Source organism: Pseudoalteromonas sp. H105, assembly GCF_001469215.1.
Classification (GTDB): Bacteria; Pseudomonadota; Gammaproteobacteria; order Enterobacterales; family Alteromonadaceae; genus Pseudoalteromonas.
The window spans coordinates 367,833-391,655 of record NZ_LOFH01000003.1 but is presented as its reverse complement, the minus strand read 5'-3'; the positions used below and the strand labels follow the sequence as shown (position 1 = coordinate 391,655).

Annotated in this window: 22 protein-coding genes; 9 read left to right on the top strand and 13 right to left on the bottom strand. The window is 39.9% G+C overall.

The genetic code is table 11. The features are described 5' to 3' along the window. Nucleotides 1-11 precede the first annotated feature (11 nt). The 6 genes from ispH to murJ form a co-directional block, all read right to left on the bottom strand. On the bottom strand, nucleotides 12-941 hold the full coding sequence (gene ispH, locus ATS75_RS07930) for a 4-hydroxy-3-methylbut-2-enyl diphosphate reductase (RefSeq protein WP_058559902.1): 930 nt from the start codon (nucleotides 939-941) through the stop codon (nucleotides 12-14). After that, nucleotides 941-1,399, bottom strand: coding sequence for an FKBP-type peptidyl-prolyl cis-trans isomerase (gene fkpB, locus ATS75_RS07925; RefSeq protein WP_058559901.1), 459 nt, complete (start codon nucleotides 1,397-1,399; stop codon nucleotides 941-943). Before fkpB ends, ispH begins: the two co-directional genes overlap by 1 nt. Then, nucleotides 1,396-1,896, bottom strand: a complete 501-nt coding sequence (gene lspA / locus ATS75_RS07920) for a signal peptidase II (RefSeq protein ID WP_058559900.1) — start codon at nucleotides 1,894-1,896, stop codon at nucleotides 1,396-1,398. Before lspA ends, fkpB begins: the two co-directional genes overlap by 4 nt. A 9-nt stretch (nucleotides 1,897-1,905) precedes the next feature. After that, a complete protein-coding gene (gene ileS, locus ATS75_RS07915; protein WP_058559899.1) occupies nucleotides 1,906-4,734 on the bottom strand; it encodes an isoleucine--tRNA ligase in 2,829 nt (942 codons plus the stop codon). Between the two features lie 25 nt (nucleotides 4,735-4,759). After that, nucleotides 4,760-5,686, bottom strand: coding sequence for a bifunctional riboflavin kinase/FAD synthetase (gene ribF, locus ATS75_RS07910; RefSeq protein WP_058559898.1), 927 nt, complete (start codon nucleotides 5,684-5,686; stop codon nucleotides 4,760-4,762). Nucleotides 5,687-5,758: 72 nt separating this feature from the next. Continuing rightward, nucleotides 5,759-7,339, bottom strand: a complete 1,581-nt coding sequence (gene murJ / locus ATS75_RS07905; protein WP_268801561.1) for a murein biosynthesis integral membrane protein MurJ — start codon at nucleotides 7,337-7,339, stop codon at nucleotides 5,759-5,761. Between the two features lie 254 nt (nucleotides 7,340-7,593). Here murJ and rpsT point away from each other — a divergent pair, with 254 nt between their 5' ends. Beyond that, nucleotides 7,594-7,854, top strand: a complete 261-nt coding sequence (gene rpsT, locus ATS75_RS07900; protein ID WP_016708897.1) for a 30S ribosomal protein S20 — start codon at nucleotides 7,594-7,596, stop codon at nucleotides 7,852-7,854. Between the two features lie 63 nt (nucleotides 7,855-7,917). On the opposite strand, the gene ATS75_RS07895 is transcribed toward rpsT, so the two are convergent. Then, a complete protein-coding gene (locus tag ATS75_RS07895) occupies nucleotides 7,918-8,301 on the bottom strand; it encodes a response regulator (RefSeq protein ID WP_058559897.1) in 384 nt (127 codons plus the stop codon). Between the two features lie 109 nt (nucleotides 8,302-8,410). On the opposite strand from ATS75_RS07895, the gene ATS75_RS07890 reads away from it, so the two are divergent. The 3 genes from ATS75_RS07890 (at nucleotide 8,411) to smrA (ending at nucleotide 9,908) form a co-directional block, all read left to right on the top strand. Further along, nucleotides 8,411-8,857, top strand: coding sequence for a hypothetical protein (locus tag ATS75_RS07890; protein WP_058559896.1), 447 nt, complete (start codon nucleotides 8,411-8,413; stop codon nucleotides 8,855-8,857). A gap of 99 nt (nucleotides 8,858-8,956) precedes the next feature. Beyond that, complete coding sequence (locus tag ATS75_RS07885; protein ID WP_058559944.1) at nucleotides 8,957-9,202, top strand: hypothetical protein; 246 nt, start codon at nucleotides 8,957-8,959, stop codon at nucleotides 9,200-9,202. 127 nt (nucleotides 9,203-9,329) lie between these two features. Next, on the top strand, nucleotides 9,330-9,908 hold the full coding sequence (gene smrA, locus ATS75_RS07880; protein WP_058559895.1) for a DNA endonuclease SmrA: 579 nt from the start codon (nucleotides 9,330-9,332) through the stop codon (nucleotides 9,906-9,908). Nucleotides 9,909-9,926: 18 nt separating this feature from the next. Here smrA and ATS75_RS20730 read toward each other — a convergent pair whose 3' ends face one another. Together ATS75_RS20730 and ATS75_RS07875 are read right to left on the bottom strand one after the other, a co-directional pair. Next, nucleotides 9,927-10,058, bottom strand: coding sequence for a hypothetical protein (locus ATS75_RS20730; RefSeq protein WP_268801560.1), 132 nt, complete (start codon nucleotides 10,056-10,058; stop codon nucleotides 9,927-9,929). Nucleotides 10,059-10,157: 99 nt separating this feature from the next. Beyond that, complete coding sequence (locus tag ATS75_RS07875; protein WP_058559894.1) at nucleotides 10,158-11,078, bottom strand: 2-hydroxyacid dehydrogenase; 921 nt, start codon at nucleotides 11,076-11,078, stop codon at nucleotides 10,158-10,160. 160 nt (nucleotides 11,079-11,238) lie between these two features. Here ATS75_RS07875 and ATS75_RS07870 point away from each other — a divergent pair, with 160 nt between their 5' ends. Beyond that, nucleotides 11,239-12,951: a GNAT family N-acyltransferase gene (locus ATS75_RS07870; protein ID WP_058559893.1), complete on the top strand. Its 1,713-nt coding sequence runs from the start codon at nucleotides 11,239-11,241 to the stop codon at nucleotides 12,949-12,951. Nucleotides 12,952-13,021: 70 nt separating this feature from the next. Here the strand turns inward: ATS75_RS07870 and dapE are convergent, their stop codons facing one another. Further along, nucleotides 13,022-14,215, bottom strand: a complete 1,194-nt coding sequence (gene dapE, locus ATS75_RS07865) for a succinyl-diaminopimelate desuccinylase (protein ID WP_058559892.1) — start codon at nucleotides 14,213-14,215, stop codon at nucleotides 13,022-13,024. Nucleotides 14,216-14,271: 56 nt separating this feature from the next. After that, on the bottom strand, nucleotides 14,272-15,690 hold the full coding sequence (locus tag ATS75_RS07860) for an MATE family efflux transporter (RefSeq protein ID WP_058559891.1): 1,419 nt from the start codon (nucleotides 15,688-15,690) through the stop codon (nucleotides 14,272-14,274). Between the two features lie 234 nt (nucleotides 15,691-15,924). On the opposite strand from ATS75_RS07860, the gene ATS75_RS07855 reads away from it, so the two are divergent. After that, on the top strand, nucleotides 15,925-16,578 hold the full coding sequence (locus ATS75_RS07855; RefSeq protein ID WP_058559890.1) for an OmpW/AlkL family protein: 654 nt from the start codon (nucleotides 15,925-15,927) through the stop codon (nucleotides 16,576-16,578). Nucleotides 16,579-16,636: 58 nt separating this feature from the next. Here the strand turns inward: ATS75_RS07855 and ATS75_RS07850 are convergent, their stop codons facing one another. Then, nucleotides 16,637-17,173, bottom strand: coding sequence for a thioesterase family protein (locus ATS75_RS07850; RefSeq protein WP_058559889.1), 537 nt, complete (start codon nucleotides 17,171-17,173; stop codon nucleotides 16,637-16,639). 108 nt (nucleotides 17,174-17,281) lie between these two features. Here ATS75_RS07850 and ATS75_RS07845 point away from each other — a divergent pair, with 108 nt between their 5' ends. Then, a complete protein-coding gene (locus ATS75_RS07845; protein ID WP_058559888.1) occupies nucleotides 17,282-17,770 on the top strand; it encodes a hypothetical protein in 489 nt (162 codons plus the stop codon). A 14-nt stretch (nucleotides 17,771-17,784) separates the two neighbouring features. On the opposite strand, the gene tyrR is transcribed toward ATS75_RS07845, so the two are convergent. Further along, nucleotides 17,785-19,341 carry a transcriptional regulator TyrR gene (gene tyrR / locus ATS75_RS07840; protein ID WP_058559887.1) on the bottom strand — a complete coding sequence of 519 codons (1,557 nt, stop codon included), beginning with the start codon at nucleotides 19,339-19,341 and terminating at the stop codon, nucleotides 17,785-17,787. A 266-nt stretch (nucleotides 19,342-19,607) separates the two neighbouring features. On the opposite strand from tyrR, the gene ATS75_RS07835 reads away from it, so the two are divergent. Continuing rightward, nucleotides 19,608-21,833: a CapA family protein gene (locus ATS75_RS07835; protein WP_235591150.1), complete on the top strand. Its 2,226-nt coding sequence runs from the start codon at nucleotides 19,608-19,610 to the stop codon at nucleotides 21,831-21,833. Nucleotides 21,834-21,854: 21 nt separating this feature from the next. Beyond that, entirely contained in the window at nucleotides 21,855-23,819 is a 1,965-nt protein-coding gene (locus ATS75_RS07830) for a hypothetical protein (protein ID WP_058559886.1), read from the top strand. The last annotated feature ends 4 nt before the right edge of the window (nucleotides 23,820-23,823 follow it).

Sequence of the window (23,823 nt, the reverse complement as noted above, 5' to 3'; positions counted from 1 at the left end):
TATTTACGTTATTAACGTAACTCCACAGGTACGGCGAATACGATATTTTCTTCTTCGCCTGGATTTTCTATAACCTGATTGCCACCTAGTTCTTTTAAACGACTAATGACTTGTTGTACAAGTACCTCAGGTGCAGATGCTCCTGCTGTAACGCCAACGCTATTTGTGCCGTCAAACCATGCATCTTCAACACTGCTCGCATCGTCAATCAAATAAGCCACTGTGCCCATTTTATCTGCAAGTTCACGTAAGCGATTAGAATTTGAGCTATTTTTAGCACCCACCACCAATAGCACATCAACTTTATCCGCTAAATCACGCACAGCATCTTGACGATTCTGAGTAGCATAACATATGTCATCTTTTCGAGGACCATCAATAACCGGGTACTTAGCACGAAGTGCGTCAATCACATCAGCAGTGTCATCAACCGAGAGCGTTGTTTGGCTACAGTAAAATAAATTATCAGGATTTTTAACCGTTAGGTTAGCAACATCTTCAACAGTTTCGACAAGATAAATACCGCCTTCACTGTTATCATATTGCCCCATGGTGCCTTCAACTTCTGGGTGGCCATGATGCCCAATAAGCACACATTCTGTGCCTTTTCTACTTGCACGGGTCACTTCCATATGCACTTTAGTAACTAGCGGGCATGTTGCATCAAATACTTTTAACTCTCTGCGCTTTGCCTCACTGCGAACCGCTTGCGATACACCATGAGCACTAAAAATAACAATACTGTCATCGGGCACTTGATCGAGTTCTTCAACAAACACCGCGCCGCGCCGCTTTAAACCATCCACTACATAACGGTTATGAACAACTTCATGACGTACATAAATTGGTTTTTCAAAAATATCCAGCGCGCGTTCTACAATGCTAATAGCACGGTCAACACCGGCACAAAAACCACGCGGGTTAGCTAATAAAATATCCATTAATCACTTACCTTAGCCGTATTATCGACTTCTAAAATTTCCACTTCAAAAGTCAGTTTCTGACCTGCAAGAGGATGATTAAAGTCAATAGTAACCGACTCGCCTTGTACTTCACGAACAAGGCCCGGTAATTCTGTGCCATCCGGTTGAGTAAACGCAATAATTGAACCAACTTTTGCAGGACTATCTGGACCAAACTTACTGCGATCAACATAATAAATGTTATCCGGATTTGGTTGGCCAAACGCATCTTCTGGCTCCAATTCAAATGATTTACTGTCGCCTGGCGCTAAACCGAACAAACACTTTTCAAAATTGGCTGTTAGGCTGCCATCACCCATCACAAGCTTTGCTGGCTTGTTATGAACCTTGGTGGAGTCAGCCGCAGAGCCATCAGATAGCTTGATCGAAAAATGAAAAATAACTTCTGAATTCTCAGTAATAACTGTTTGGCTCATGCTTTATGCTCCTTTGGACTTTCGCCAGTAAAGGCATCAAATAACAACAACGCAGCACCGACACAAATTGCGCTATCAGCAATATTGAACGCAGGGAAGTGCCAGTTTTCATAATAAAAATGTAGAAAATCGATAACGTAGCCGTAGTACATACGATCGTAAAGATTACCTATCGCTCCTGCTAATACTAAAGAATAAGCACCACACAAGACTTTATTTGAGGCAGGCAAGCGTTTTAACCACCAAACTAACAGTATGCTAATCGTGATTGCGATTGCACTTAAAAACCAGCGCTGCCAACCGCTTTCGTCACTCAAAAAACTAAATGCCGCACCGTAGTTATGTACATATGTGAGATTAAAAAACGGTAATATATCAATTGAATCTCTCAGATTCATGGTATTTACGACCAGTGTTTTACTGGCGAAGTCTGCTACTAAAAATAGCAGACTCAACCAAAGCCACACTAAACCACTTTTTTGGGCTAGCTTGCTCACTTACTACTCCTATGCGAATTGACGAGTTTCGCCTTCGCCATCTACGTTGCTCACACAACGACCACAGATTTCAGGATGAGCAGGATTACTTCCTACATCATCACTGTAATGCCAACAACGTTCACACTTTTGTGCATCTGTTGCTGCAACGCTAATGTATAGCCCTTCGATTTCAGTTGCATGAGTCGCATCAGGTTGTGCATCGACTACTGTAACCGTTACCTTTGATGTTAATAATACGAAGCGTAACTCATCACCTAAAGCGGCTAGCTTTTGTGCAAGTTCAGTTGTTGTATAAATACTTACATCAGCTTGTAAAGTTGCACCTATGATTTCTTCTTTACGTGCACCTTCAAGAACGCGGTTTACTTCATCACGAACCGTTAGGATTGTTAGCCAATCATCATTACTAAACTGACCTTCACTCACAGCCTCTAAGCCATCATACCAAACCGACGTAAACACGTATTGACCACGTTCACCTGGTAAAGCTTCCCAAATTTCTTGAGCGGTAAAGCTCATTATTGGTGCCATCCAGCGCGTCATCGCCTCAGCAATATGATAAAGCGCAGTTTGACAAGAGCGACGAGCATGGCTATCACTTTTAGCTGTATATTGACGGTCTTTGATCACGTCTAAGTAGAACGAACCAAGCTCAACTGTACAGAAATTCATCAGCTTTTGCGTCACTTGCAGCATTTGGTAGCTATCATAAGCGGTTACAATTTCATCTTGTAGCTGTGCCGCACGACTAACAATCCAACGATCAAGCTCAACCATGTCTTCAATAGCAACTTGATCTGTTTTTGGATCAAAACCGCTTAGGTTAGCGAGTAAGTAACGGCTGGTGTTACGAATGCGACGGTAGCGATCCGCTGAACGTTTGAAAATTTCATCTGACACAGTCATTTCAGCAGTGTAATCCGTTGAAGCAACCCACAAGCGTAAAATGTCAGCGCCTAGTTTGTTCATCACATTTTGCGGCGAAATAACATTACCTAATGATTTTGACATCTTGCGGCCATTCTCATCCACGGTAAAACCGTGCGTAAGTACTTGGCGGTAAGGTGCATGACCATTAATTGCAACGGATGTCATCATTGATGACATAAACCAACCGCGGTGCTGATCAGACCCTTCTAAGTATAAATCAGCTGGGCCAGTTAACTCTTCACGCGCATCGACAACACAAGCATGTGTCACGCCTGAGTCAAACCATACATCGAGTGTATCTTGTACTTTCATGTACTGCTTAGCGTCTGCTTCACCTAAAAGTGTTGCAGGGTCTAAGTCATACCAAGCTTGAATACCTGATTTTTCTACCAGCTTTGCCGCTTCTTCAATCAGTGATTGCGTGTTCGGGTGTAATGCACCGGTGTCTTTATCTACAAATAACGCGATTGGAACTCCCCAAGTACGTTGGCGAGAAATACACCAATCAGGACGCCCTTCTACCATGTTTGCAATGCGGCTTTCGCCCCACTCAGGTAGCCACTGGGTGTTTTTAATTTCAGATAACGAGTCTTGACGCAAATTAGCCTGATCCATACTGACAAACCATTGTGGCGTAGCACGGAAAATAATTGGCGTTTTATGACGCCAGCAATGCGGGTAACTATGCGTTAGCGCATGATGATGCATTAGCGCATTTCGCTCGGTAAGCACATCGATTACGCTCGCATTCGCTTTGAATACATGCTGACCTGCAAATAATTCTGTATCAGGTAGATATACGCCATTAGCACCCACTGGATTGGCAACTTCTAGGCCATATTGTAAACCAGCCACGAAATCTTCTTGACCATGTCCTGGTGCAGTATGAACAATACCTGTACCAGAATCTGTGGTTACGTGTTCAGCAACAATAACCGGCACATTAAAGTCATAAAATGGATGCGCAACTTGCAGATTCTCAATTGCAGCACCTTTTACATAACCTAAAACATGGTAATGGTTAAAGCCATAACGATCCATGGCATCTTTTACCAGCTCTGAGCCTAAGATCAAACGCTGCTGTGCGCCTTCATCGTCAACTTGAACAAGGGCATATTCTAAATCAGCATGAACGGCAACTGCGCGGTTAGCTGGTAGCGTCCACGGTGTTGTTGTCCAAATAGCTGTACTTACTGTGCCAGTGCCTTCATGACCTGCTTTTAAATCAAATGCGTTAACAACCGCAGCTTGATCGGTAAATTCAAACCGTACATCAATGGCTGGTGATTGTTTATCTTGGTATTCTACTTCTGCTTCTGCTAATGCAGAACCACAATCTGTACACCAATGAACCGGCTTTGCACCTTTGTGTAAATGGCCTTTATCTATTATGCGACCAAGCACGCGAATAGCGTTGGCTTCAAAATCAAAATTCATTGTTAAGTAAGGTTTATCCCAATCGGCAAAAACACCTAAGCGTTTGAAGTCAACCTTTTGGCCTTCAACTTGCTTTTTAGCATAAGCACGGCATTTTTCACGAAATTCAGCTGCAGTTACTTTAACGCCTGGCTTACCAACTTTTTTCTCAACCATTAATTCGATTGGAAGACCATGACAATCCCAACCTGGTACATAAGGGGCATCGAAGTCAGACAATGTTTTTGACTTAACAATAATGTCTTTTAAAATTTTATTAACTGAATGGCCTAAATGGATATCGCCGTTCGCATACGGAGGACCGTCATGCAAAATAAAAGTTTTCTTACCTTTTTTAGCGTTGCGAATTTGACCGTATAGGTCGTCTTCATACCATGTTTTAAGCATTTTTGGTTCACGTTGTGCCAAATTGCCGCGCATTGGAAACATTGTTTCCGGTAAATTCAAAGTATGTTTGTAGTCGCTCATTAATCCTACTTTCCGTATCGGCTACCTAATTTAAACCAAAACACTGTTTAGCGGCAGCAACATCAGTTGCTATTTGTGCCGTCAATTGTGTTAATGTCTCGAATTTTTGCTCATCGCGGAGTTTTTTTATTAACTCCACATGCATAAACTGTCCGTAAATCTCTTGCGCAAAATCAAATAAGTGCACTTCTAATAATGCGCGCGTTCCATTAAATGTGGGTTTGTTGCCAATATTAGCAACCCCATATAGTGTACTTTCACCAAGTGTAATTTGCACTGCAAACACCCCATTAACTGGGCACACTTGACGTTTTAAAGCAATATTTGCCGTTCTGAAGCCTAGCTCTCGGCCACGCTTCCAACCATGAATGATTCGTCCTGAAATGGCGTAATTATGACCCAGCATCGATTTTGCCTGCCCAAGTTCACCGTTAGCCAGCGCTTCACGTATTAACGTGCTGCTTACTCTAGCATTTAATTGGCGAAAACTCGCTGTGCTTTTTACATCCATTTGCACGGTTTTACCCATTTCGGTTAGTAACTTAAAGTTACCCTGACGCTGCTTACCAAATCTAAAATCATCACCCACTGTTAGTGCTTTTACACCTAGCTTATTAATCAAAACCTCATTAACAAACTGCTCAGCTTGCATATTCGCAAACTGTTGATTAAAACTAATACAAATAACACGTTCAATACCAAGATTGGCTAACAACCTTAGTTTGTCACGTAATCGTGTTAACCGAGCTGGTGCATTGTTTTTTGCAAAGAACTCTTGTGGTTGGGGCTCGAATAACATCACCGTGCTTGGCAGATTGTACTTTTTAGCGTCATTGAGTAAGCCTTTTAGCACTTCGGCATGGCCTAGATGAACACCATCAAAATTACCAATAGTCAACACACAGCCATTATGCTGCGTGCGAATGTTGTGAATACCTCTGATTAACTCCATACCACCTAAATGCCTTTGCTAACTCGCCTAAAATTTATTTCAGCCGTAGAATGGCCGATTATAATCTTTTTTTTAATTTGATTCAGTAGTTGCTACGTTTTTTATCGTATTTAATCTTATTCCTAGCAAAAACATCGAAAAGAAGTAGACAAAGCCAGCTATAGCCAACAAGCCACACAGCAGAATTACTTGTTCACTAAAGTGCCATTCACGCCATGAAAATAAGTTTGATATGTACCAAACACTAACGCCCATAATCGCACTGGATACAATACATTTAACCGTAAATCGGCTACTAAAACGCGAAAAAGTATACACCTGCTCTTTGTTTAATTGCCGATATAACAAATAAGCATTACAACTGGCTGACATTGAGGTCGCCAATGCTAAGCCTAAATAACCAATAAACGGCGCTAAGATAATATTAAAAACCATATTAAGAACGAGCGTAATAATACCAATGCGCACCGGCGTTTTGGTGTCTTGACGAGCATAAAAACCTGGAGCAAGTACTTTAATCAACATAAAACTGACTAAGCCAACCGAGTAAGCTGTAACGCCTAAACTTACCGCATGGACATGATCAATTTCACTGTCCCTAAAAGCGCCATGATCAAATAGCACTGAAATAATTAACGGACTAATGAGCATTAACCCCACCATTGCTGGCAAGCCTAAGAAAATAACGAATCGCACCCCCCAGTCTAAGGTGTGCTGAAAATCACTGCTTTTTTTACTGCTGTGTAATTTTGATAAGGCAGGTAAAATAACGGTAGCTATGCCAATACCAAATAACCCCAGCGGAAACTCAATCAATCTATCCGAGTAATATAACCATGCAATAGAGCCTGTCATCAATAGCGAGGCAATCATAGTATCAAGTAATAAATTAATTTGACTGATCGAAACACCGAATAACGCTGGAATCATCAATTTCCGAACTTTCTTAACGTTATCATCTTGCCATGCCCAACGCGGTTTGCTAAGCATTCTTGCACGGTACAAAAACGGTAATTGGAATATGAGTTGCACAACTCCACCAACAAAAACACCAATAGCAAGTGAATACGCACCGACGCTAAATTGGTCATGGAATAAAATAGCGCAACTAATGATTGATATATTAAGTAACACGGGGGTAAAAGCAGCAACGGCAAAACGGTTGTAAACATTCATTACTGCGCCGCTTAATGCCACTAAACTTACAAAAAATAAGTAGGGAAAGGTCCATTTTAATAATTCACTGGCAAGAACAAATTTTTCACCGTCTGGGTTGCCTTGGTACCAATCAATAAACCAACCAGTACCAAATAGAGCGGCTATCACAGGCGAAGCAATAACCCCAAACACCGTCACGATTAATAAGATTGCTCCTAATGTACCGGCAGCTTGAGCAACAAAAAGCCGAACTTTATCATCCCCTTGTTGCTCCTTAATTTCAGATAAAACAGGCACAAATGCTTGAGCAAAGGCACCCTCAGCAAATAAACGACGTAAAAAGTTAGGAATTCGATTAGCAAATAAAAATACATCAGCAGCAGCGTTAGCACCTAACAAATTAGCCACGACCGCATCGCGAACAAGACCTAAAACACGCGATATCATGGTCATTGCACTTACAATCATACCTGAACGAAATAACCCTTTTGCCACACTAAAACCTGCTTTAAAACCAATGAGAAAGTTAATTATGCCACAGTCTTTTTTAGAAATCGCTCTAAAGCACTAGGCTCAGTGCATGGGCTTTGTTACAATAGGGATATTAACTGCTAGAGCGGCAAATTGATGTTCGTTAAAAAGGAGCAGTTTTTCTTGTTTTGTCAATTTTATATTGACAATCATGATTAAAAAAGGCATATTCCACGGCCTTTAAATTAAGCTTATTTTAAGATTGTTAGGAGCAAACCTTGGCTAACATCAAGTCTGCAAAAAAACGCGCTATCACTAGCGAAAAAAACCGTCAGCACAACGCAAGCCGTCGTTCAATGATGCGTACATACTTCAAAAAAGTAGTTGTTGCTATTGAAGCGGGCGACAAGGAAGCTGCACAGCAAGCTTTCGCAGTTGCTACACCAATTTTAGACCGTTACGCAACTAAAGGTCTAATTCACAAAAACAAAGCTGCTCGTCACAAGAGCCGTTTAGCTGCTAAGATCAAAGCACTATAATTTGTATTTGTAGAATATAAAAAACCGGCTCAGGCCGGTTTTTTTGTATCCGAAATATGAAAATTAGACTATTTCAAGGGCTGGATAAAACTTTTTAAGCATGGCCGCTATTCTCTTAGGCGTAAAAGGTTTAACTACAAATCCCTTAGCACCTTTATCAATTGCATCTTTGACATTCTCAACTGTTGAGTGAGCCGAAACCATCACCACATTTGAGGCAGGGTTAATTTCATTTATCTTCGCAATGATTTCTTTCCCATCACCGTCAGGCAATTCAATATCTAAAAAGATAATATTGAAATCAGCCTCTTGGCAGGCGCTGATGCACTGAGCTGCTGTAGAAGCCTCTCGTACCCCTTCTATCCCTAAATGCATGAGCGTTTGATGGAGAAAACTACGAACCGTACCTACATCATCGACTATTAAAATTGAAAGCTGCTCATTCATACTTGATCCCCATAGGCTATCAGCTAGGTTTAAGTTATTATACTTAAGAAATTTATTAATACACTGATCTCATTATAGAGACACCTGCTTAAAAGGCCAGATTTGCTTTATGTCTAATAAAATAAAAAAACAATCTCTACTGGGAAAAACCCCACAACGAAAAAAAACAACACAGTCATCGACGAAGAAAACAGCCCCTGTTAGCGCACACAATGTAGCAGGTACAGGTAGTGATATTAATGCACAAGACACCAAACCAAAGAGCCGTACATTAATTATTACGTTAGTTGTATTAGTATTAGGGTTTTTAATTACCCCTAAGCCTCAATTGATAACCTATCAGAAATTAGGTTTAGTAACACAAAGTGTCTACTGGCCGGGCATATTTGGTTATGGAGCGAACCTTTTTGACTCTAGCCTCCAGCCTAGAGCTGACCTGGAGCGCAATACAATTTATCTTTGCCAAGATCTAACGCAGCCTGCAACATGTCAAAAGTACCGAGTAACTGAAAAGAGTGGTTTTTTTGCTGCAATGAAAAAGTTGATTTTGGATTAAAATAACTAATCTGAAAAATATAAAATTACTTGGTTGAAAGGTGTGTAAAAGATCACCATAATGGCGCTCCTTTTTCAACACAAGTACACTGAAACGACCATGTTAAACGAGCTAGATTGGCTTTTAAATTTTATACTGCTAGCCCTTGGATTAGGGGCATTATTTATCAATCAACTAACTTTACTGCGTATCGCTGCTGTTAGCGCCTGCGTATTACTGTTTTTATCGTTTAGCTTAGATTTGATGTCTTCAAGTGTTATCTCAAATATGAGTTTAGTGTTGATCAACACATTCTACCTGTTCAAAGTATATACATTTGGACAATTAAATGTGACGACGAATTAATATCTCTCCCAAGATAATTTAATACCTCGCTGAGTGTTCTCATCGGGGTATTTTTTTATCTGCTAAATGACTAAAATGGTGAACTAAGCTAAAATCCGATTCGTATTAAGCTAATTTAAGGTGACCTATGTCAGTATCCGATTTTGATTTATTTTTATCATCCATGGAAGATGTGAAGCCGTTAAATCATGATACGGTCAAACTAAAGCATGTAAAGACTGCGTCCTCTTTGTCACAACAAGAAAAACGAAAAGCAGCTGAAGCAGCTTTATCCCTTGATGAGAACTACCTTCGCAGTGAGCTTGTGGAGCTTTTACCTCCTGACTCGTTACTGAGTTACAAAAATGCGGGCGTACAAGACGGTGTGTTCAAAAACTTACGATTAGCTAAGTACCAAGTTGATGCAACGCTTGATTTACACGGGCAACCTTTAAAATCTGCAAGAAAATCATTATTCAATTTTATTTATGACTGCCACACCAGAAACATTCGTGTCATTTTAATACGCCATGGCATAGGTATAAAAAATAAAAAAACACCGGGAATCTTGAAAAGCTACACCAACAAGTGGCTACAAGAGCTAGATTGTGTTTTGGCATTTCATACGGCACTAAAACACCATGGCGGTATCGGTGCAACGTATGTCTTACTTAAAAAGAGTGAAGAAAAGAAACATGAAAATAGAGAGCGTCACGCCAAGCGCTGACGCACTCAAGCCCATTTTTTATTTGTTTTGGGTGGTAACTATACTTGTTGACTCATCTGCATTTGCTTGATTGAACCACGCTGATACGCCCATCAATATGACTGATATAACGATAAGACTTATTTTTACGCCGCCCTGATGCTGTTTCATAGTAAACCTTGTTTTTTGTTATTATTTTTACGCAACAGTCCTAGGTTAACTAAAATCACATATGTTAACAATATGTATACTCAATAAACTGTTCAAATTTTAATAACCTTTTGTTCTATCAACCCTATATTTTAGTTCCAATCCATTCTGAAGACACTTAGCATTTTTTGCAGTTTGCTCAGCTACACTATCAATACTGGATAAAGCAGCGCAATGCGGCGTTATTGTTATCGCAGGGTGAGACCAATACGGGTGCTCACTTGGCAGTGGCTCAGAAGAAAATACATCCAGTGTTGCAGCACGAATGACTTGATTATTTAATGCTGCTATTAAATCGTCATCGACAATATGCTGGCCGCGTGCAACATTAATAAGCGCCGCATGCTTGGGCAATTGAGACAACAATGCTTCATTAATAATTCCCTCTGTTTTCACCGTCAAAGGTAATAAACACACAACGAAATCAGCTGACGGTAATAACGCTTCGAGCTGCTCTTGTGTATTAACACAAGTTACCCCCTCAACCTCTTTTAAGCTTTGCGAAAAAGCACTCACAGTGAAGTCGTTAAGCAATAACCTTTTTGCACAGTGTTGGCCTAATTCACCAAAACCTAAAAATAGAACATGATTGTGAGTATACGCACGTTTTGGTTGCCAAAGATTATTCTGTTGTTTATTAAAGTATTCTCGTAATCTCAACTTCTGTGCTAACACATGCGTTAACACATATTCAGCCATGTCATTGGCTAGATACTGATCAACAATACGTGTTACCACAACATCTTTTGCCAGCAAGTCTAGATCAATACTGTCTACACCGGCACCAAAAGAAGACACGACTTTTAAATTAGGTAACTTTGACCACATGTCAGCCGGCGCCTGCCAAGCGACAACGAACTCAATATCTTCGGGCTGATCGCATTCAGGCCACTGAGAAATAACAACGCCGGGTAAGTTTTCCTTTAGCGCACTGATTAATTTAGTGCAATCTCTGTTACTAATAGCCAAAAGTAAATGCATAGTATCTAGCTCCTCCGTTCATCTATTTTATAGTGCCATTATATACACAAGTGACTGTGAAGGGATGAATCACTTTAAAAAGTCATACAACTGCAACTTAATTGTCATCGCCAGCTTCTACTCTGAACATATATTGATCGACTAAGACGAAGAGGTATTTATGATCAGTGTTGATAAAGTAATCGCAGCGAACCTTCCGCAACTCGAGCACTCACCTAAAGTAAAAGGGTTGGTAAAAAAAGGATTGGGGTATTTACTCCATGAACAAGAGTTTGTTGCGTTTGGTGATGCTTACCCACATTTACAAGGGATTGAGTTTGTTGAGCAAGTGTTAGATGAGCTTGACTTTGATACACGTTATAAACCCAAGCAAATCGAGAATATTCCCAGTGAAGGTAAACTCGTCATTGTGGCGAATCACCCTATCGGATCATTAGATGCCTTGGCCTTAATCAAAGTGTTGTTCAGTGTTCGAAAAGATTTAAAAGTAGTCGCAAATCGGATGTTGATGTCAGTAACGCCCATGCATTCTTTATTATTACCTGTAGACAACCTCTCTGGTACGAGCAAAAAGAAAGAGCTTAGCAATATTCATAAACACCTCAAAGATGAGGGTGCTATTTTGATTTTCCCCGCAGGGGAAGTTTCTCGCCTCGGGCCGACAGGTATAAAAGATTGCAAGTGGAATAGCGGCTTTCTTCGCATAGCAAAGAAAGCAAACTGTGCCATTTTACCTATTTTTATCAAGGCAAAAAACAGCCCGTTATTTTATGGCACATCCATGATTTATAAGCCGTTAGCGAGCTTATTGTTAGTAAAAGAAATGTTCAAGCAAAGACAAAAATCTCTTGAATTCGAAATAGGTGCATCAATCCCTCCTGAGTCTTATTTAATTGAGAACTTAAAAGATAAAGAGGTTGTGAACCTCATTAGAAAGCAGCTATACCGATTAGTCAGTAAAAAAACACTTCCCCTTAAAACCCAAACCCCTATTGCGTCATCTGAGTGTAGAAAAGAGCTAAAAGAAGCCATTGAAGCATGTCAGTTACTGGGCACAACGAACGATGGCATGCAAATATATCTGTATCAATATCAAGGAAGCTCTGCCATTTTTAGAGAGCTTGGTCGGCTGCGCGAAATATCGTTTCGTACTGTGGGTGAAGGCAGTGGAAAGCGTCGTGATATCGATAAATATGACATGGATTACCAGCATTTAGTCTTATGGGATCCAAACCAACTAGAGCTAGTAGGTGCATACCGCTTAGCTTGCGCACAAGACGTTATTAATAAACATGGCCGAAAAGGGTTATACACTGACAGTTTATTTTCATACAGCGATGAGATGGCTCCGTATTTTGAAGCAGGCATTGAGCTTGGCCGTAGTTTTGTGCAACCGAAATATTGGGGGCGAAAAAGCTTAGATTATTTATGGTATGGCATTGGGGCGTTTGTACAAAATTACCCGCAGTATCGCTACCTTTACGGCGCAGTGAGTGTGTCTAATGCACTACCTGATCAAGCAAAAGCCATGCTGGTCCATTACTATCAGCATTATTACGGTACAAAAGACATTATTGCCACACCAAACAATGAGTTTAAAGCCACAGAGCAGCAGCTTAAACAATGCCAAAGCGTATTTTGTGGTGATGATATCAAAGAAGATTTTGTTGAGCTTAAACATATTCTTGCCAACATGGGGGCACAAGTTCCTACCTTGTTTAAGCAATACACTGAATTATGTGAACCCGGTGGGGTCAAGTTTTTAAGCTTTAGTGTTGATCCTGAATTTAATAACTGCATTGATGGGTTGGTATTAGTTGACCTTGAAAAAGTCAAAGCAAGCAAAGCAAAACGCTACTTAGGTAAAAAGTGAGACCCTATACCTAAACCCTCTAGAGTTGTTTTAGGTATATCTCTATACACAAAAGAGAAAAATGCCCGTTCTAACAGCGGGCATTTTCATTGAATATGTTAATGAGTAATTGTGTATATATTTGTTCTATTTTTACTAAGTCCTCAATTGGCACATGCTCATTCACTTGGTGAATTGTATTATTACGTACTCCACATTCAATTACCTGCGTATGATTATTAGCAAAAAAGCGCCCATCAGATGTGCCACCACTGGTGCTTAATAGAGGGTAACTTCCTGTTACACTCAATACAGCCTGCTCTACATACGCTAATAAACAATTTTGAGACTGGTGACTGGTATAAAATGATTCACAAGGACGCTCCCATTCTATGCTCAGACTTTGCGCTAAATCACCAAGCGAAAATTGAATTTCATTTTTAATATCTGCACTTTTATAACCGTGGCTGTATCGCACATTAAACGTTAACTCACACTGAGCTGGCACCATATTATCAACCACATTGTCGATGTTGATCCCGGTGATTTGCAGGCTCGTGTTTGAACCCGGCTCGTCACATAGCCAATCAATGCTAGTAAGGCGCTTGATGACGTCTGCACTTAAGTGGGCTGCATTAATTGTGTTTTCAGGGTAGGCAACATGGCCCGCTTTTCCCGCAATATGTAAACGAGCAGACAGCGCGCCTCGTCGGCCATTTTTTATCGTATCACCGACCTTTAAGTGGCTTGTTGGTTCACCCACAATACACCCATCTAAGCAAACCCCCTGCTGCACTAAACGCTCTGCAATTAATAAAGAGCCATATTCGGCTTCTCCCTCTTCATCAGAGGTAATTAGCCAGTAAAAGGTGCCTTTTTTAGCGTCTTTATTAGTAACTAAATACTCAGTCGCTCGCAGCATAGCAGCAACGCCCCCTTTCATATCAGCTGCACCTCGCCCATACACAGCATCATCTAAAATAGCACCAGAGAAAGGGTCTGTACACCAATGCTCAGGTGAGGCTGGAACAACATCAATATGCCCCGAAAAAGCATAAATAGGCCCATCATCAAAACGTATTTTAGCAATTAAATTAGTTACATTATTAAAGGTAGTCTGCTCGCACTCAAAGCCGAGTGTAGCTAGTTGGCTTTCGAGCCAATCAATGGCACCCGCTTGATGTGGAGTCACAGAATTAAATTTAATCAGCGTCTGTAAGTAATCAACAACCGCTTGGGCTGTGTTCGCTTTAGTCTGTAAGGGAGTTTGAATAGCTAACGTCATCTAAGTCACACCTATTTAATCAATAGACGTTTATTACAACGCGACTTTATGACCGCTTAATGACTCCCCTCTTCTATAAATGCTTCTTGCGTAACTTTAGCAATATTTTTATCTTCCTTGGTTAAGCGTGTTCGTTGCCAACGCCCATTACAAAACCACACATAAGACAATACAGCCACAGCAACATTGGTCACAGCAAACGAATACCAAATACCATGATCACTTAATAGTGTGTGTTTTGATAAAATATAAGCAACTGGAAACTGCACCACACATTGAGAGAATAAGGCCAGTAACATCGCGTTTAACATATTACCCGATGCCCTAAATGCAGCAACTACACACAACTGCACACCAATCCCACCCCATGTTAAGCTCATAACTCTTATAAAATGCGCACCTTTATTTATCACATCGGGATCATCTGGGATAAAAAATGCCACCAGCGTCGCGGCAAAGACGTAAGCAAGCACGCCGATAACCGTTAAGCCGATTAACCCCCACACTACAGCGAGTTTTGTTATTTGGGCTGCACGCTTAGCATTACCAGCACCCATATTTTGCCCAACCAAGGTCGATACAGCCATCGACAGTCCCATTGCAGGGATCATTACCATTTGCAGGATATTAGAACCCACACCATATGCTGCGATGGTTTGAGTATCAAAGCTTGCTACCAAAAATGACATTATAATTAAACCAAATGCCCGCGTTGATAACTCTATTGAACCAGGCGCACCTAAGAAAAAAGCCTGCTTTATATAAGCCATATCTGGAATAAAACTCGAGAACTGCAACTGAATACCATGACGGCCTCGCATAAATATAATCACCCCTGCCAATGCTGCAAGGCTTTGTGTAACAAGCGTCGCCAAAGCGGCTCCCATAACACCATACCCCTCAAAACGGCCGTAGCCAAAAATAAATAATGGATCAAGCAAAAAATTGAGTAAAACAGTGCAACTAACAATAATTAAAGGCACTTTTGTTTGACCAATCCCCCGCATTAATGCCTGAAACATGGCATAGATAAAAACAAAAACGACACCGATAAATGACACATGCATAAACTTCAATGCATCGGCATAAACAACGTCATCGACTCCTAATAACATTAAAAAATAAGGAGATAAAGCATACCCAATCAAGCCTAATACACTGGCAGTTATTGTTACCATTAACATAGTTTGAGCAGCAACATGATTTACTTTTTCTTGTTGCCCAGCCCCCATATATTGAGCAGATAAAATAGCACCAGCCATAGCAAGCCCAGAGCCGATCGCAATCACTAAAAATGTAACAGGCATACTCACAGAAACAGCAGCGACTTGAGCGGCTCCTAACCGGCCAACCCAGAATGCATCCGTCAGCTGATAAGCCGACTGTAGAACATTAATAAGAATAATCGGTATCGCTAGCTTAAAAAGTGCTTTGGCGATAGACCCATTGAGAAAAAGTGAAGTAGTTTGGTTCATAGCATGCCTTATAGAGGCTTTTATTATAACGTAAAATGATGTCCGCAAGGTGAACCGTTCTAAATCCCGCTGCGTCAATAGATTTTCATCACAAATGTACAAAAACTTAATCTAAATCAAACAAACTCATAGCGTCACTATTGTGTTTAATAAACCTTGATCTAGAACAGTTTTTTTTTTCTAAGTTAGTTGATAATGGTCGCAATTCAAAAATAGTCGTTCTCGGAGAACAGCATGAAAAAACAACTTAGCGCAGCGTTATTTACATCACTTTTAATCGCGTCTCCTTTTGCAAGTGCAAATCTGAGTGTTAATGTCGGTGCTATCAACGTAAACCCAGACAATGCCAGCTCAGCGCTTAATGAAAACACTGCATTAGGCTTAAAAGCAGACTCAAATACCCAATTAGGTATTACTGTGGATTACGCTTTAAATGAACAGTGGGTTTTAGAGTTAGTTGCTGCAACACCTTTCTCTCATGACGTAAATGGCGCTGGTGGTTTAGCAGGCAATAAAATTGCAACTATCAAGCATTTACCACCATCATTTTTTGCTCAATACCACTTTTTAGATAGCCAGTCAGCATTTCGCCCATTTGTAGGCCTAGGTGTTAACTACACGGTGTTTTTTGATGAAGAGCCATCTGCAGCACTAAAATCAGTATTAGGCACAGATGATGTTGAAGTAAAACTTGATAACTCATTTGGTTTAGCTGCACAAGCTGGTTTTAATTACATGTTTGATAAAAACTGGGGTCTACATGCAATGGTATCTGTAATGGATATTGAGACTGATGCAACTGTGTATGCAAATGGCGCAGAGGCACTCACTTCTACAGTTAAGATTGACCCTGTAGTTGCTATGCTAGGTGTAAAATATAGTTTTTAAGATTACGCACTATCAAAAAAAGGCCGAAAGGCCTTTTTTTATGCAATTTTTAATACAATTAAGAAGGTAAGTTTGTTACTTTCTTTTGTTCGAGCATCTCTTTCCAGTGTATTACTTCTGCGGGTAAAATAGGTGCGACATCGTCAAAACCCGCCACCTCAAGCATTTCTTCAACACTCACAACCCCTTTACTGCGCTTAAATACACCACGCACATAAGCTATTGCATGTAACCCTCTTTCAGAGTGGAATTTTTGTTCGATATAAAAATATTTATGATCCCAACCAACCAAACGCGTGCTGATGGTATAACGCTGCATTGGTTTAATATCACGTATATAAGTAATCGCTGTTGCATTAACTATTGGAAACCAGCGTTTTTTCAATATGGGGCCTAGTAAGCCAACGCGTTCTGTCATCCACGTTCGCGCTAAATCCATCATGGCTAAGTAGCGAGAATTAGTGAGGTGTAAATTGATATCACAATCTGTAGGCAACGCCTTATAATCAATATCAACTGTATCCAATAATGATTGGTAATCGCGATTACGTTTGATCTTAAAAAATAGCAATAAAAGACGAAAATAAAGGTTCACAACAAAGGTCTTACCAGTAAAGAATTTGCCGAGTGTAACACAGTAAGTTGCATTGGAGAATAATCTACTCTAATCTCAACTATATGAGCAAAAAGAGTATACACAAAAATGATTAAATTAGTTTTCGTTACCGCTGCAGTTTGTGCGATGTTTAGCAGTTCTGTTTGGGCTGATTTTGATTATCCTGGTGAAGGCAACGTTCGCTATCCAACAGGCTTAGAAAAACCATTTATGTTTGGTTTTGGTTGGAATGAGGCTGATGGTAAGTTTAAAATTGGTAGTAAAAGCTATGCTATGCAACTACCAGAATCATACTCTATTGCGATAACACTTTCAAAAGACGAAGAACAAATTTGGGTTCAAGAATTTAATAATGGATTTATTGAATCTTTCAACTGGCAAATTGGCGATCACTCACTGCAACTTAAGAAGAGTAAATTTAAAAACCCTGTAAAAGGCAACTATGTTATTAGCCTAGATAACAAAGACTACTTTTTTGCCAGAAATAACATCAGTATTACAGTTAAATTTAACAACGAAGGCATTGATAGAATAGCGATTGATGGTGTGACAAAAGATATGGGCACTAAGCAATAGCGCCCAATTTAAAGTTAAACTTTGACGGTTTTACGATTAATTCCATAGTCACGCAACTTATTGGCAACAGCGGTGTGGCTCAAACCCAAACGCTTAGCAAGCTGACGAGAGCTAGGGTAAGCTGGATATAATTTACGAAGCAGTGTGGCCTCAAAGCGTTTGACAGCTTGATCAAGCGACCCCTCAAAGTCCGATTCTAAATACCCAAGATCATGCGTAAATGTAGGTAACTGCAAATGCTCAACTCTGAGTTCATTATCATCTAAAAGTGATACAGCTCTATAAATAGCATTTTCAAGTTGACGTACATTACCAGGCCACGGGTAATCTTGTAAAAACGTTAAACATTCTGCTGACAATTCTGGTGTAGCATGACCATTTTGCTGTGCATACTTTTGTATAAAGTGTTCAGCTAATGGTCCAACATCGGCTTTTCTGTCACGCAATGGGGCAATTTCAAGAGTTAATACATTTATCCGGTAATATAAATCTTCTCTAAAAGCGCCTTCTTGAACCATCGCGGGCAAATCCTTTTGCGTCGCAGCAATGATCCGCACATTTACTTTTACTTCGTTCTCATCGCCTACTTTTCTAAACGTACCATCTTGCAAAAATCGTAACAATTTAGTTTGCAGTTGGGTCGACATTTCTCCGACTTCATCTAAAAACACCGTGCCACCATCAGCTTGTTCTAGCACACCACGTTTAGGCGCCGCATTTTCTTCATAGCCCGCGTAACCAAATAGCTCAGACTCCGCTACATCATCTGGTAATGACGCACACGATAAGGCAATAAAAGGCTTCACTGAACGATTTGAAGCATAATGACACGCACGCGCTAACAGCTCCTTCCCTGTGCCTGTTTCTCCGGTGATCAAAATAGGGGCTTCGAGCTGCGCCATTTTACGCGCTTCTCGGACAACTCTGCGCATCGCTGTACTAAAGTTATGAATGGTTGCGAAGCTTTCTTGGCCATAACGTCTAAAGGCACTAACCTGCTGACCTAAACGACTCTGAGATTTAATATTAATAACCGCACCTGCAAGCACATCGCCTTCAGCACCTTGCGGCACTGAAATTGGCAAAATATCCGCAATAAAATCTTCACCGGCAACCTCAACGCGTGTTGTTTGGCCAAGTACTTCTTTACTTTCTAACCAACGAGTAAAATTAAACCCTTTTAGCAGGTTATTAATATTTGAGCCGATGACTTCTTTTTCACTTAATTGCAAATCTTTACATGCAGCATCATTGCACAATCGAACCCACCCTTTAGCATCAATTGAAATGACCCCATCAGGTAATGCCCTTAATAAGGTATTTAACTCGTTATGCTCACGTTCAGAGGGTAAGAATGCCGTAGTTCGAACATCCATAACGCCGTCAATTAAACGAATGGAAGGCATGATTTTTTGAAATTGCTCAAACTCAATAGGCGGAAAACTTACATACATACGGCAGTTAACTGAATCAACCTCAATCCCTTTTAGGTCAACCTGATAGTTAACTAAAATATTCAGTATTTCTTGAGCAATACCGATACGGTCTGCACAGTGTATATCTAAACGCATTTCACCCTCAAAAAGAGAAAATCAATATTCCGCGAATAATACGCGAACAAAGCAAATGTGGATAGTATATTGTAAAGATTTTTGGACGATTACACTTTATTTTTTAAATTAAGCCATTTCCTATAGGTTTCTTGTCAGTTTCATGTAATTTAGTACTAATCTTAAAGATAATATTTCATATTTTAGGCTTGTTGCTAATGTAAACTAAAAGCACATACACTTAAAAAGCAAATAACAACTGTATTATTAATGTTAAAGAGACCAGCTTGCACACAATACGAACTTTAATTCTCCCTATTTTTTTCATTTTTTATATCAGCGCATGTAAGGTTGAAGACCCTTACGAGACGGGTGAAACTCAAAGCCAACAGACTGAAACTCAACTACGCGAGCAATACTTTCAAAGCACGAACTCCGCCACTGTCACTATTTTGAATGAAAATAATGAAGTTGCTAGTAATGTTTCCGTAAAATTAAATGGGACTATATATACAAGTGACAATGCGGGTAACATCTCATTTAATGATATGCCGTTTGGGAATTATCGGTTAGATATAAATGCCGCTAATTACTTACCACATATTGAAACACTGAGTATAAATAACACTTCCAATTCAAAAGTAATCAAACTCCTAAGCAAAAAAACAAATGAAGTAGAGCTACTCTTTGCTGGAGACACTATGTTTGGGCGTCGTTACCTCGACCCTTCTCTCACGACAATGTCAGCTGATATTCCAAATATTGATGAAGCGTTAATTAGACCTTCTAGCGCAAGTGAAGATGCTAAAAAGCTATCTCAATATGTGGCACCGTTATTTTTAGCCGCTGACTTTGCATCGGTTAATTTAGAAAGTCCTGTTACTGGCACACCACAAACAGTGCACCCAACCAAAGAGTTTGCTTTCTTCTCGTTACCAGAAACGCTGGAAGGCCTAACTAGTATTGGAATTGACTATGTAGCCCTTGGCAATAATCACGTCTATGACTTTTTAGAAGACGGACTCGATGACACAATCATTGAAGTCAATAACGCAGGGTTTGCTCACAGTGGTGCTGGTAAAAATAATCAAGAATCTTATGCGCCAAAATTACTTGATGTTGGTACGATAACATTGGGTCTATTTTCAGCTACATCAATCCCCGGTGATGAACATGAAATAAACTATGTTTCCAGCGAAACGAAAGGAGGGGCTGCTGATTTAACCAATACACCATTAGTGATTAATGCGGTTAAAGATACGATAACCAACAGCGATTTCTCAATTGTACAAATGCATGGCGGCGATGAGTATTCTTACTCTCCTACCCCTTATATTGAAAGTCGATTTGAAACAATTGCTAAATACGGCGTTAATCTTTTGATCGCACACCACCCGCACGTTGCTCAAGGCTTTGCAATGTATGATGGTGTACCTGCTATTTTAGGCCTTGGTAACTTTATGTTTGATCAAGACCGATTGGAAACCTTATTGGGTGTTGCCGTGATGGTTAAGGTTGACACAGACAGTAGTACCCCGACAAAACGTGGGGTAGTTTATCCTGTTTATGTAGAAGGGTATCAACCTAAATTCACACATGGATTTTTAAGTAACTATTTAATCCGCCGACTCGCAAGCCTTTCGGACGATAACATCACTTTAATCCCTAGAGATGGCTATGCTGATTTATATTTTAGTAAAAACCAAATGCAAGTGACCCAGCACACAAAAACAATAACGCTAAGCGCAGATCAAAGCCTGATTGATTTACGCAATTATGCACCTTCAACAGCTGCATTTTTATCTAAAATAGAAATAATAGAAGGCGAAACCCCTACATCTATTAAGTTCGGCCGTGACATGATGATATTTGGCGACTTTGAAGATTGGGATAATGATGATGACCAACTTGAAGTTGCGAGATGGGATCACACCGGTGAAAGCGTCACACCCTGTATAAGTAATGTACGAAGCGGCCTTCAAGCATTGTGCTCATCACGAACGCAGTTTGATAATACGCCTTCAATCATTCCGTTCAGACAAACGGTACGCACAATAGATTTTTACGACGAGAATGACCAACCACAATCATTTAAAGACTTTAGTTTAATTGGTTATATTAAAGGCGAAAACGCAGGTAGATTAGAGCTAAAGTTAGTCACGACTACTGCAGAAGATGCGTTAGAGTTCTCTACAGAGTATAGCGATATCGCGCAAGCAGGAACATACTCATGGCAAGCATTTAAATACAATTTTACGTTACCCCCAGACACAACTACATTGGGTCCAGAAAATCTGCCAGCACGCGGGGTGAAAGTAACCTTTAGACATTTTCCTCCCAGCAACGATGAAGCCAGTTTAGCATTAGATGATATTGCAGTCGTACTTTGGCAAGATAAACTCGTGATTGATGAGGGCGTTTGGCAAACAGAAAAAATGCATGGGTTTGATTTTTTGTATGCCGACTCCGCTACATCTGTAACATACAAGCTTACATTTAGCACTTTTAACTAACGTACTTTCATTGGATCTTCTGTGGCTTTAAAGCACCAACTAACTCTTTTGCAGCGTCAAAAAAACTTCTGGTTAATATTAGCGTTGTTTAGCACCATTATTGTTGCTAACTCAATATCGCTTTTTCACTCTGTGAATGCTTTGTTTTATAGCCAACTTGCGCATTTAACACAGAGCCAGCAAAGTGAGGTCGTGCTCATTGAAAGCGAGCATCTAAGTCGCGAGCACACTGATTTAATTAAACAGTTACAAACATATGAGCCAAGTCATATTATTGTTGTTTCAAATGAGCGGCTACAATTAAATACCAACGTAATAAAAGATAATCAAGAGACTGTTTTTTATCCGCACCCTAATAATGACTACTGCCTGCCCTCTTTAAATGATTGGGCGGGATATAATATTGAACTTAAATACTCAGATAAGCATCGCTGTAATTCTATTTGGCCAATGCTATTTGAGAGTGATGATACCGCTGCATTAATTAATTTTGAATTGTCCCCAGCTGCATTACCTAAGTTTTCAGCTGCACGTTTGATGGCGATGGATATTATGGCCAGCCAATTGCAGAATAGAATAATAATTTTAGGACAAAAGAATGCAGGATTAGGGGTTTCACTCAATGCACCTAAGCTATCACAAAGCACGAATTACCTTTTACTAGTGGCCTATATCGCAGACACACTGCAAAAAGAACAGGCAATATTCATTGTTAATAAATGGCAAAGCACATTGTTATTTCTATTACTGTCAATCGCTCTGTTATTTGCTTTTCAAAAGCTATCAAGTATCTACAGCCTAATTTTAGCTACTTCACTTAGTGTTACTTGGTTTGGGTTAAGTTATTTAATGTTAATTTCGCAGCAGATTTATCTTCCTGTGGGCCAAATGATTATATTAACATTTTACACCCTGCTCTGGGTTATTATTATCAGAAAGCTAAATGAAGAATATGAGCTTGTAAATCTGATTGGTGACATACAACAAAAAATGATTGGCCGGTATTTACCCCAATCATTTACATCACAAAGTTCACCTTGGGACTCAATCACCCGTTTAATTAATCAACAATTGGCACTGAATAAATCAATTTTTCTAGCCCGTAAGGAAGGCGACCATCGACTGACAGAAATCAGAGCTATAAACTGCCAACTCTCTGATATACAAGAGATGCGACGTGATTACAAACGCCCTCCTTACTCTGATGCATTAAAAGCATTTAACGTAATCGTCATAGAAAGGCCATTTTTTGAAGGGCTAGATGAAGGCGAAATCCAGTACATAGTACCCTTAACTTACGCAGGCGATGTACGCGGCTTTTGGGCAATGACAATTACCCCTGATGAGCGTTTTAATCAACAAGCCTTTGAGAAAAATGTAAATGCCTTTGCAGGTCAAGTCGGTGAATTACTCTTTCATCATCGAATATATGAATCACAAACGATTGCTAATAATAGTAGCTTATCGCGATTTCTGACGATGACGCTTCAAGAGCCTTTAAGCCAAAAAGTAAAAACATCGATTACTGAAATGGAGCAAAAGTTAACAACGTTGGAGCATGTATTTAACCATATTCGCTCTGCAACTGTGCTCTTTAATTTATTTGGACAAGTCGTACAAATAAATAAGGCATTAGAAGAATTAGCCTCACATCATCAATTTTCAATCTTTGATATGACAGCATTAGATTTACTTTGCCAAATAACTAACCTTGACATTGAAACTGCAAAAGGAAAGTTACGCTACATCACACTACAAAAAGGAGAGATTTACCTTGAGGCCAAGCTTGATACTCAAGTTTATGTTCTTAATGTAAGAGCCGTGGACTCAGCCAGTATACAAAGCGCATCAGGGGAGCCATTCCAAGTATCTGGTATATTATTTGAATTTATAGATATCGCTTTATTAATAGGGAAAATGCCTAGCAAACAATTATGTGATTTCCTTAATGAACAGCAACCATTAACAAAAGATTTAATGGAGTAAAATA

Excerpts from the sequence above, each read along its gene's own strand:
- ispH (WP_058559902.1), bottom strand. The coding sequence starts at position 941 with ATGGATATTTTATTAGCTAACCCGCGTGGTTTTTGTGCCGGTGTTGAC.
- fkpB (WP_058559901.1), bottom strand. The coding sequence starts at position 1,399 with ATGAGCCAAACAGTTATTACTGAGAATTCAGAAGTTATTTTTCATTTT.
- ileS (WP_058559899.1), bottom strand. The coding sequence starts at position 4,734 with ATGAGCGACTACAAACATACTTTGAATTTACCGGAAACAATGTTTCCA.
- ribF (WP_058559898.1), bottom strand. The coding sequence starts at position 5,686 with ATGGAGTTAATCAGAGGTATTCACAACATTCGCACGCAGCATAATGGC.
- ATS75_RS07895 (WP_058559897.1), bottom strand. The coding sequence starts at position 8,301 with ATGAATGAGCAGCTTTCAATTTTAATAGTCGATGATGTAGGTACGGTT.
- ATS75_RS07890 (WP_058559896.1), top strand. The coding sequence starts at position 8,411 with ATGTCTAATAAAATAAAAAAACAATCTCTACTGGGAAAAACCCCACAA.
- ATS75_RS07885 (WP_058559944.1), top strand. The coding sequence starts at position 8,957 with ATGTTAAACGAGCTAGATTGGCTTTTAAATTTTATACTGCTAGCCCTT.
- smrA (WP_058559895.1), top strand. The coding sequence starts at position 9,330 with ATGTCAGTATCCGATTTTGATTTATTTTTATCATCCATGGAAGATGTG.
- ATS75_RS20730 (WP_268801560.1), bottom strand. The coding sequence starts at position 10,058 with ATGAAACAGCATCAGGGCGGCGTAAAAATAAGTCTTATCGTTATATCA.
- ATS75_RS07875 (WP_058559894.1), bottom strand. The coding sequence starts at position 11,078 with ATGCATTTACTTTTGGCTATTAGTAACAGAGATTGCACTAAATTAATC.
- ATS75_RS07870 (WP_058559893.1), top strand. The coding sequence starts at position 11,239 with ATGATCAGTGTTGATAAAGTAATCGCAGCGAACCTTCCGCAACTCGAG.
- dapE (WP_058559892.1), bottom strand. The coding sequence starts at position 14,215 with ATGACGTTAGCTATTCAAACTCCCTTACAGACTAAAGCGAACACAGCC.
- ATS75_RS07860 (WP_058559891.1), bottom strand. The coding sequence starts at position 15,690 with ATGAACCAAACTACTTCACTTTTTCTCAATGGGTCTATCGCCAAAGCA.
- ATS75_RS07855 (WP_058559890.1), top strand. The coding sequence starts at position 15,925 with ATGAAAAAACAACTTAGCGCAGCGTTATTTACATCACTTTTAATCGCG.
- ATS75_RS07845 (WP_058559888.1), top strand. The coding sequence starts at position 17,282 with ATGATTAAATTAGTTTTCGTTACCGCTGCAGTTTGTGCGATGTTTAGC.
- tyrR (WP_058559887.1), bottom strand. The coding sequence starts at position 19,341 with ATGCGTTTAGATATACACTGTGCAGACCGTATCGGTATTGCTCAAGAA.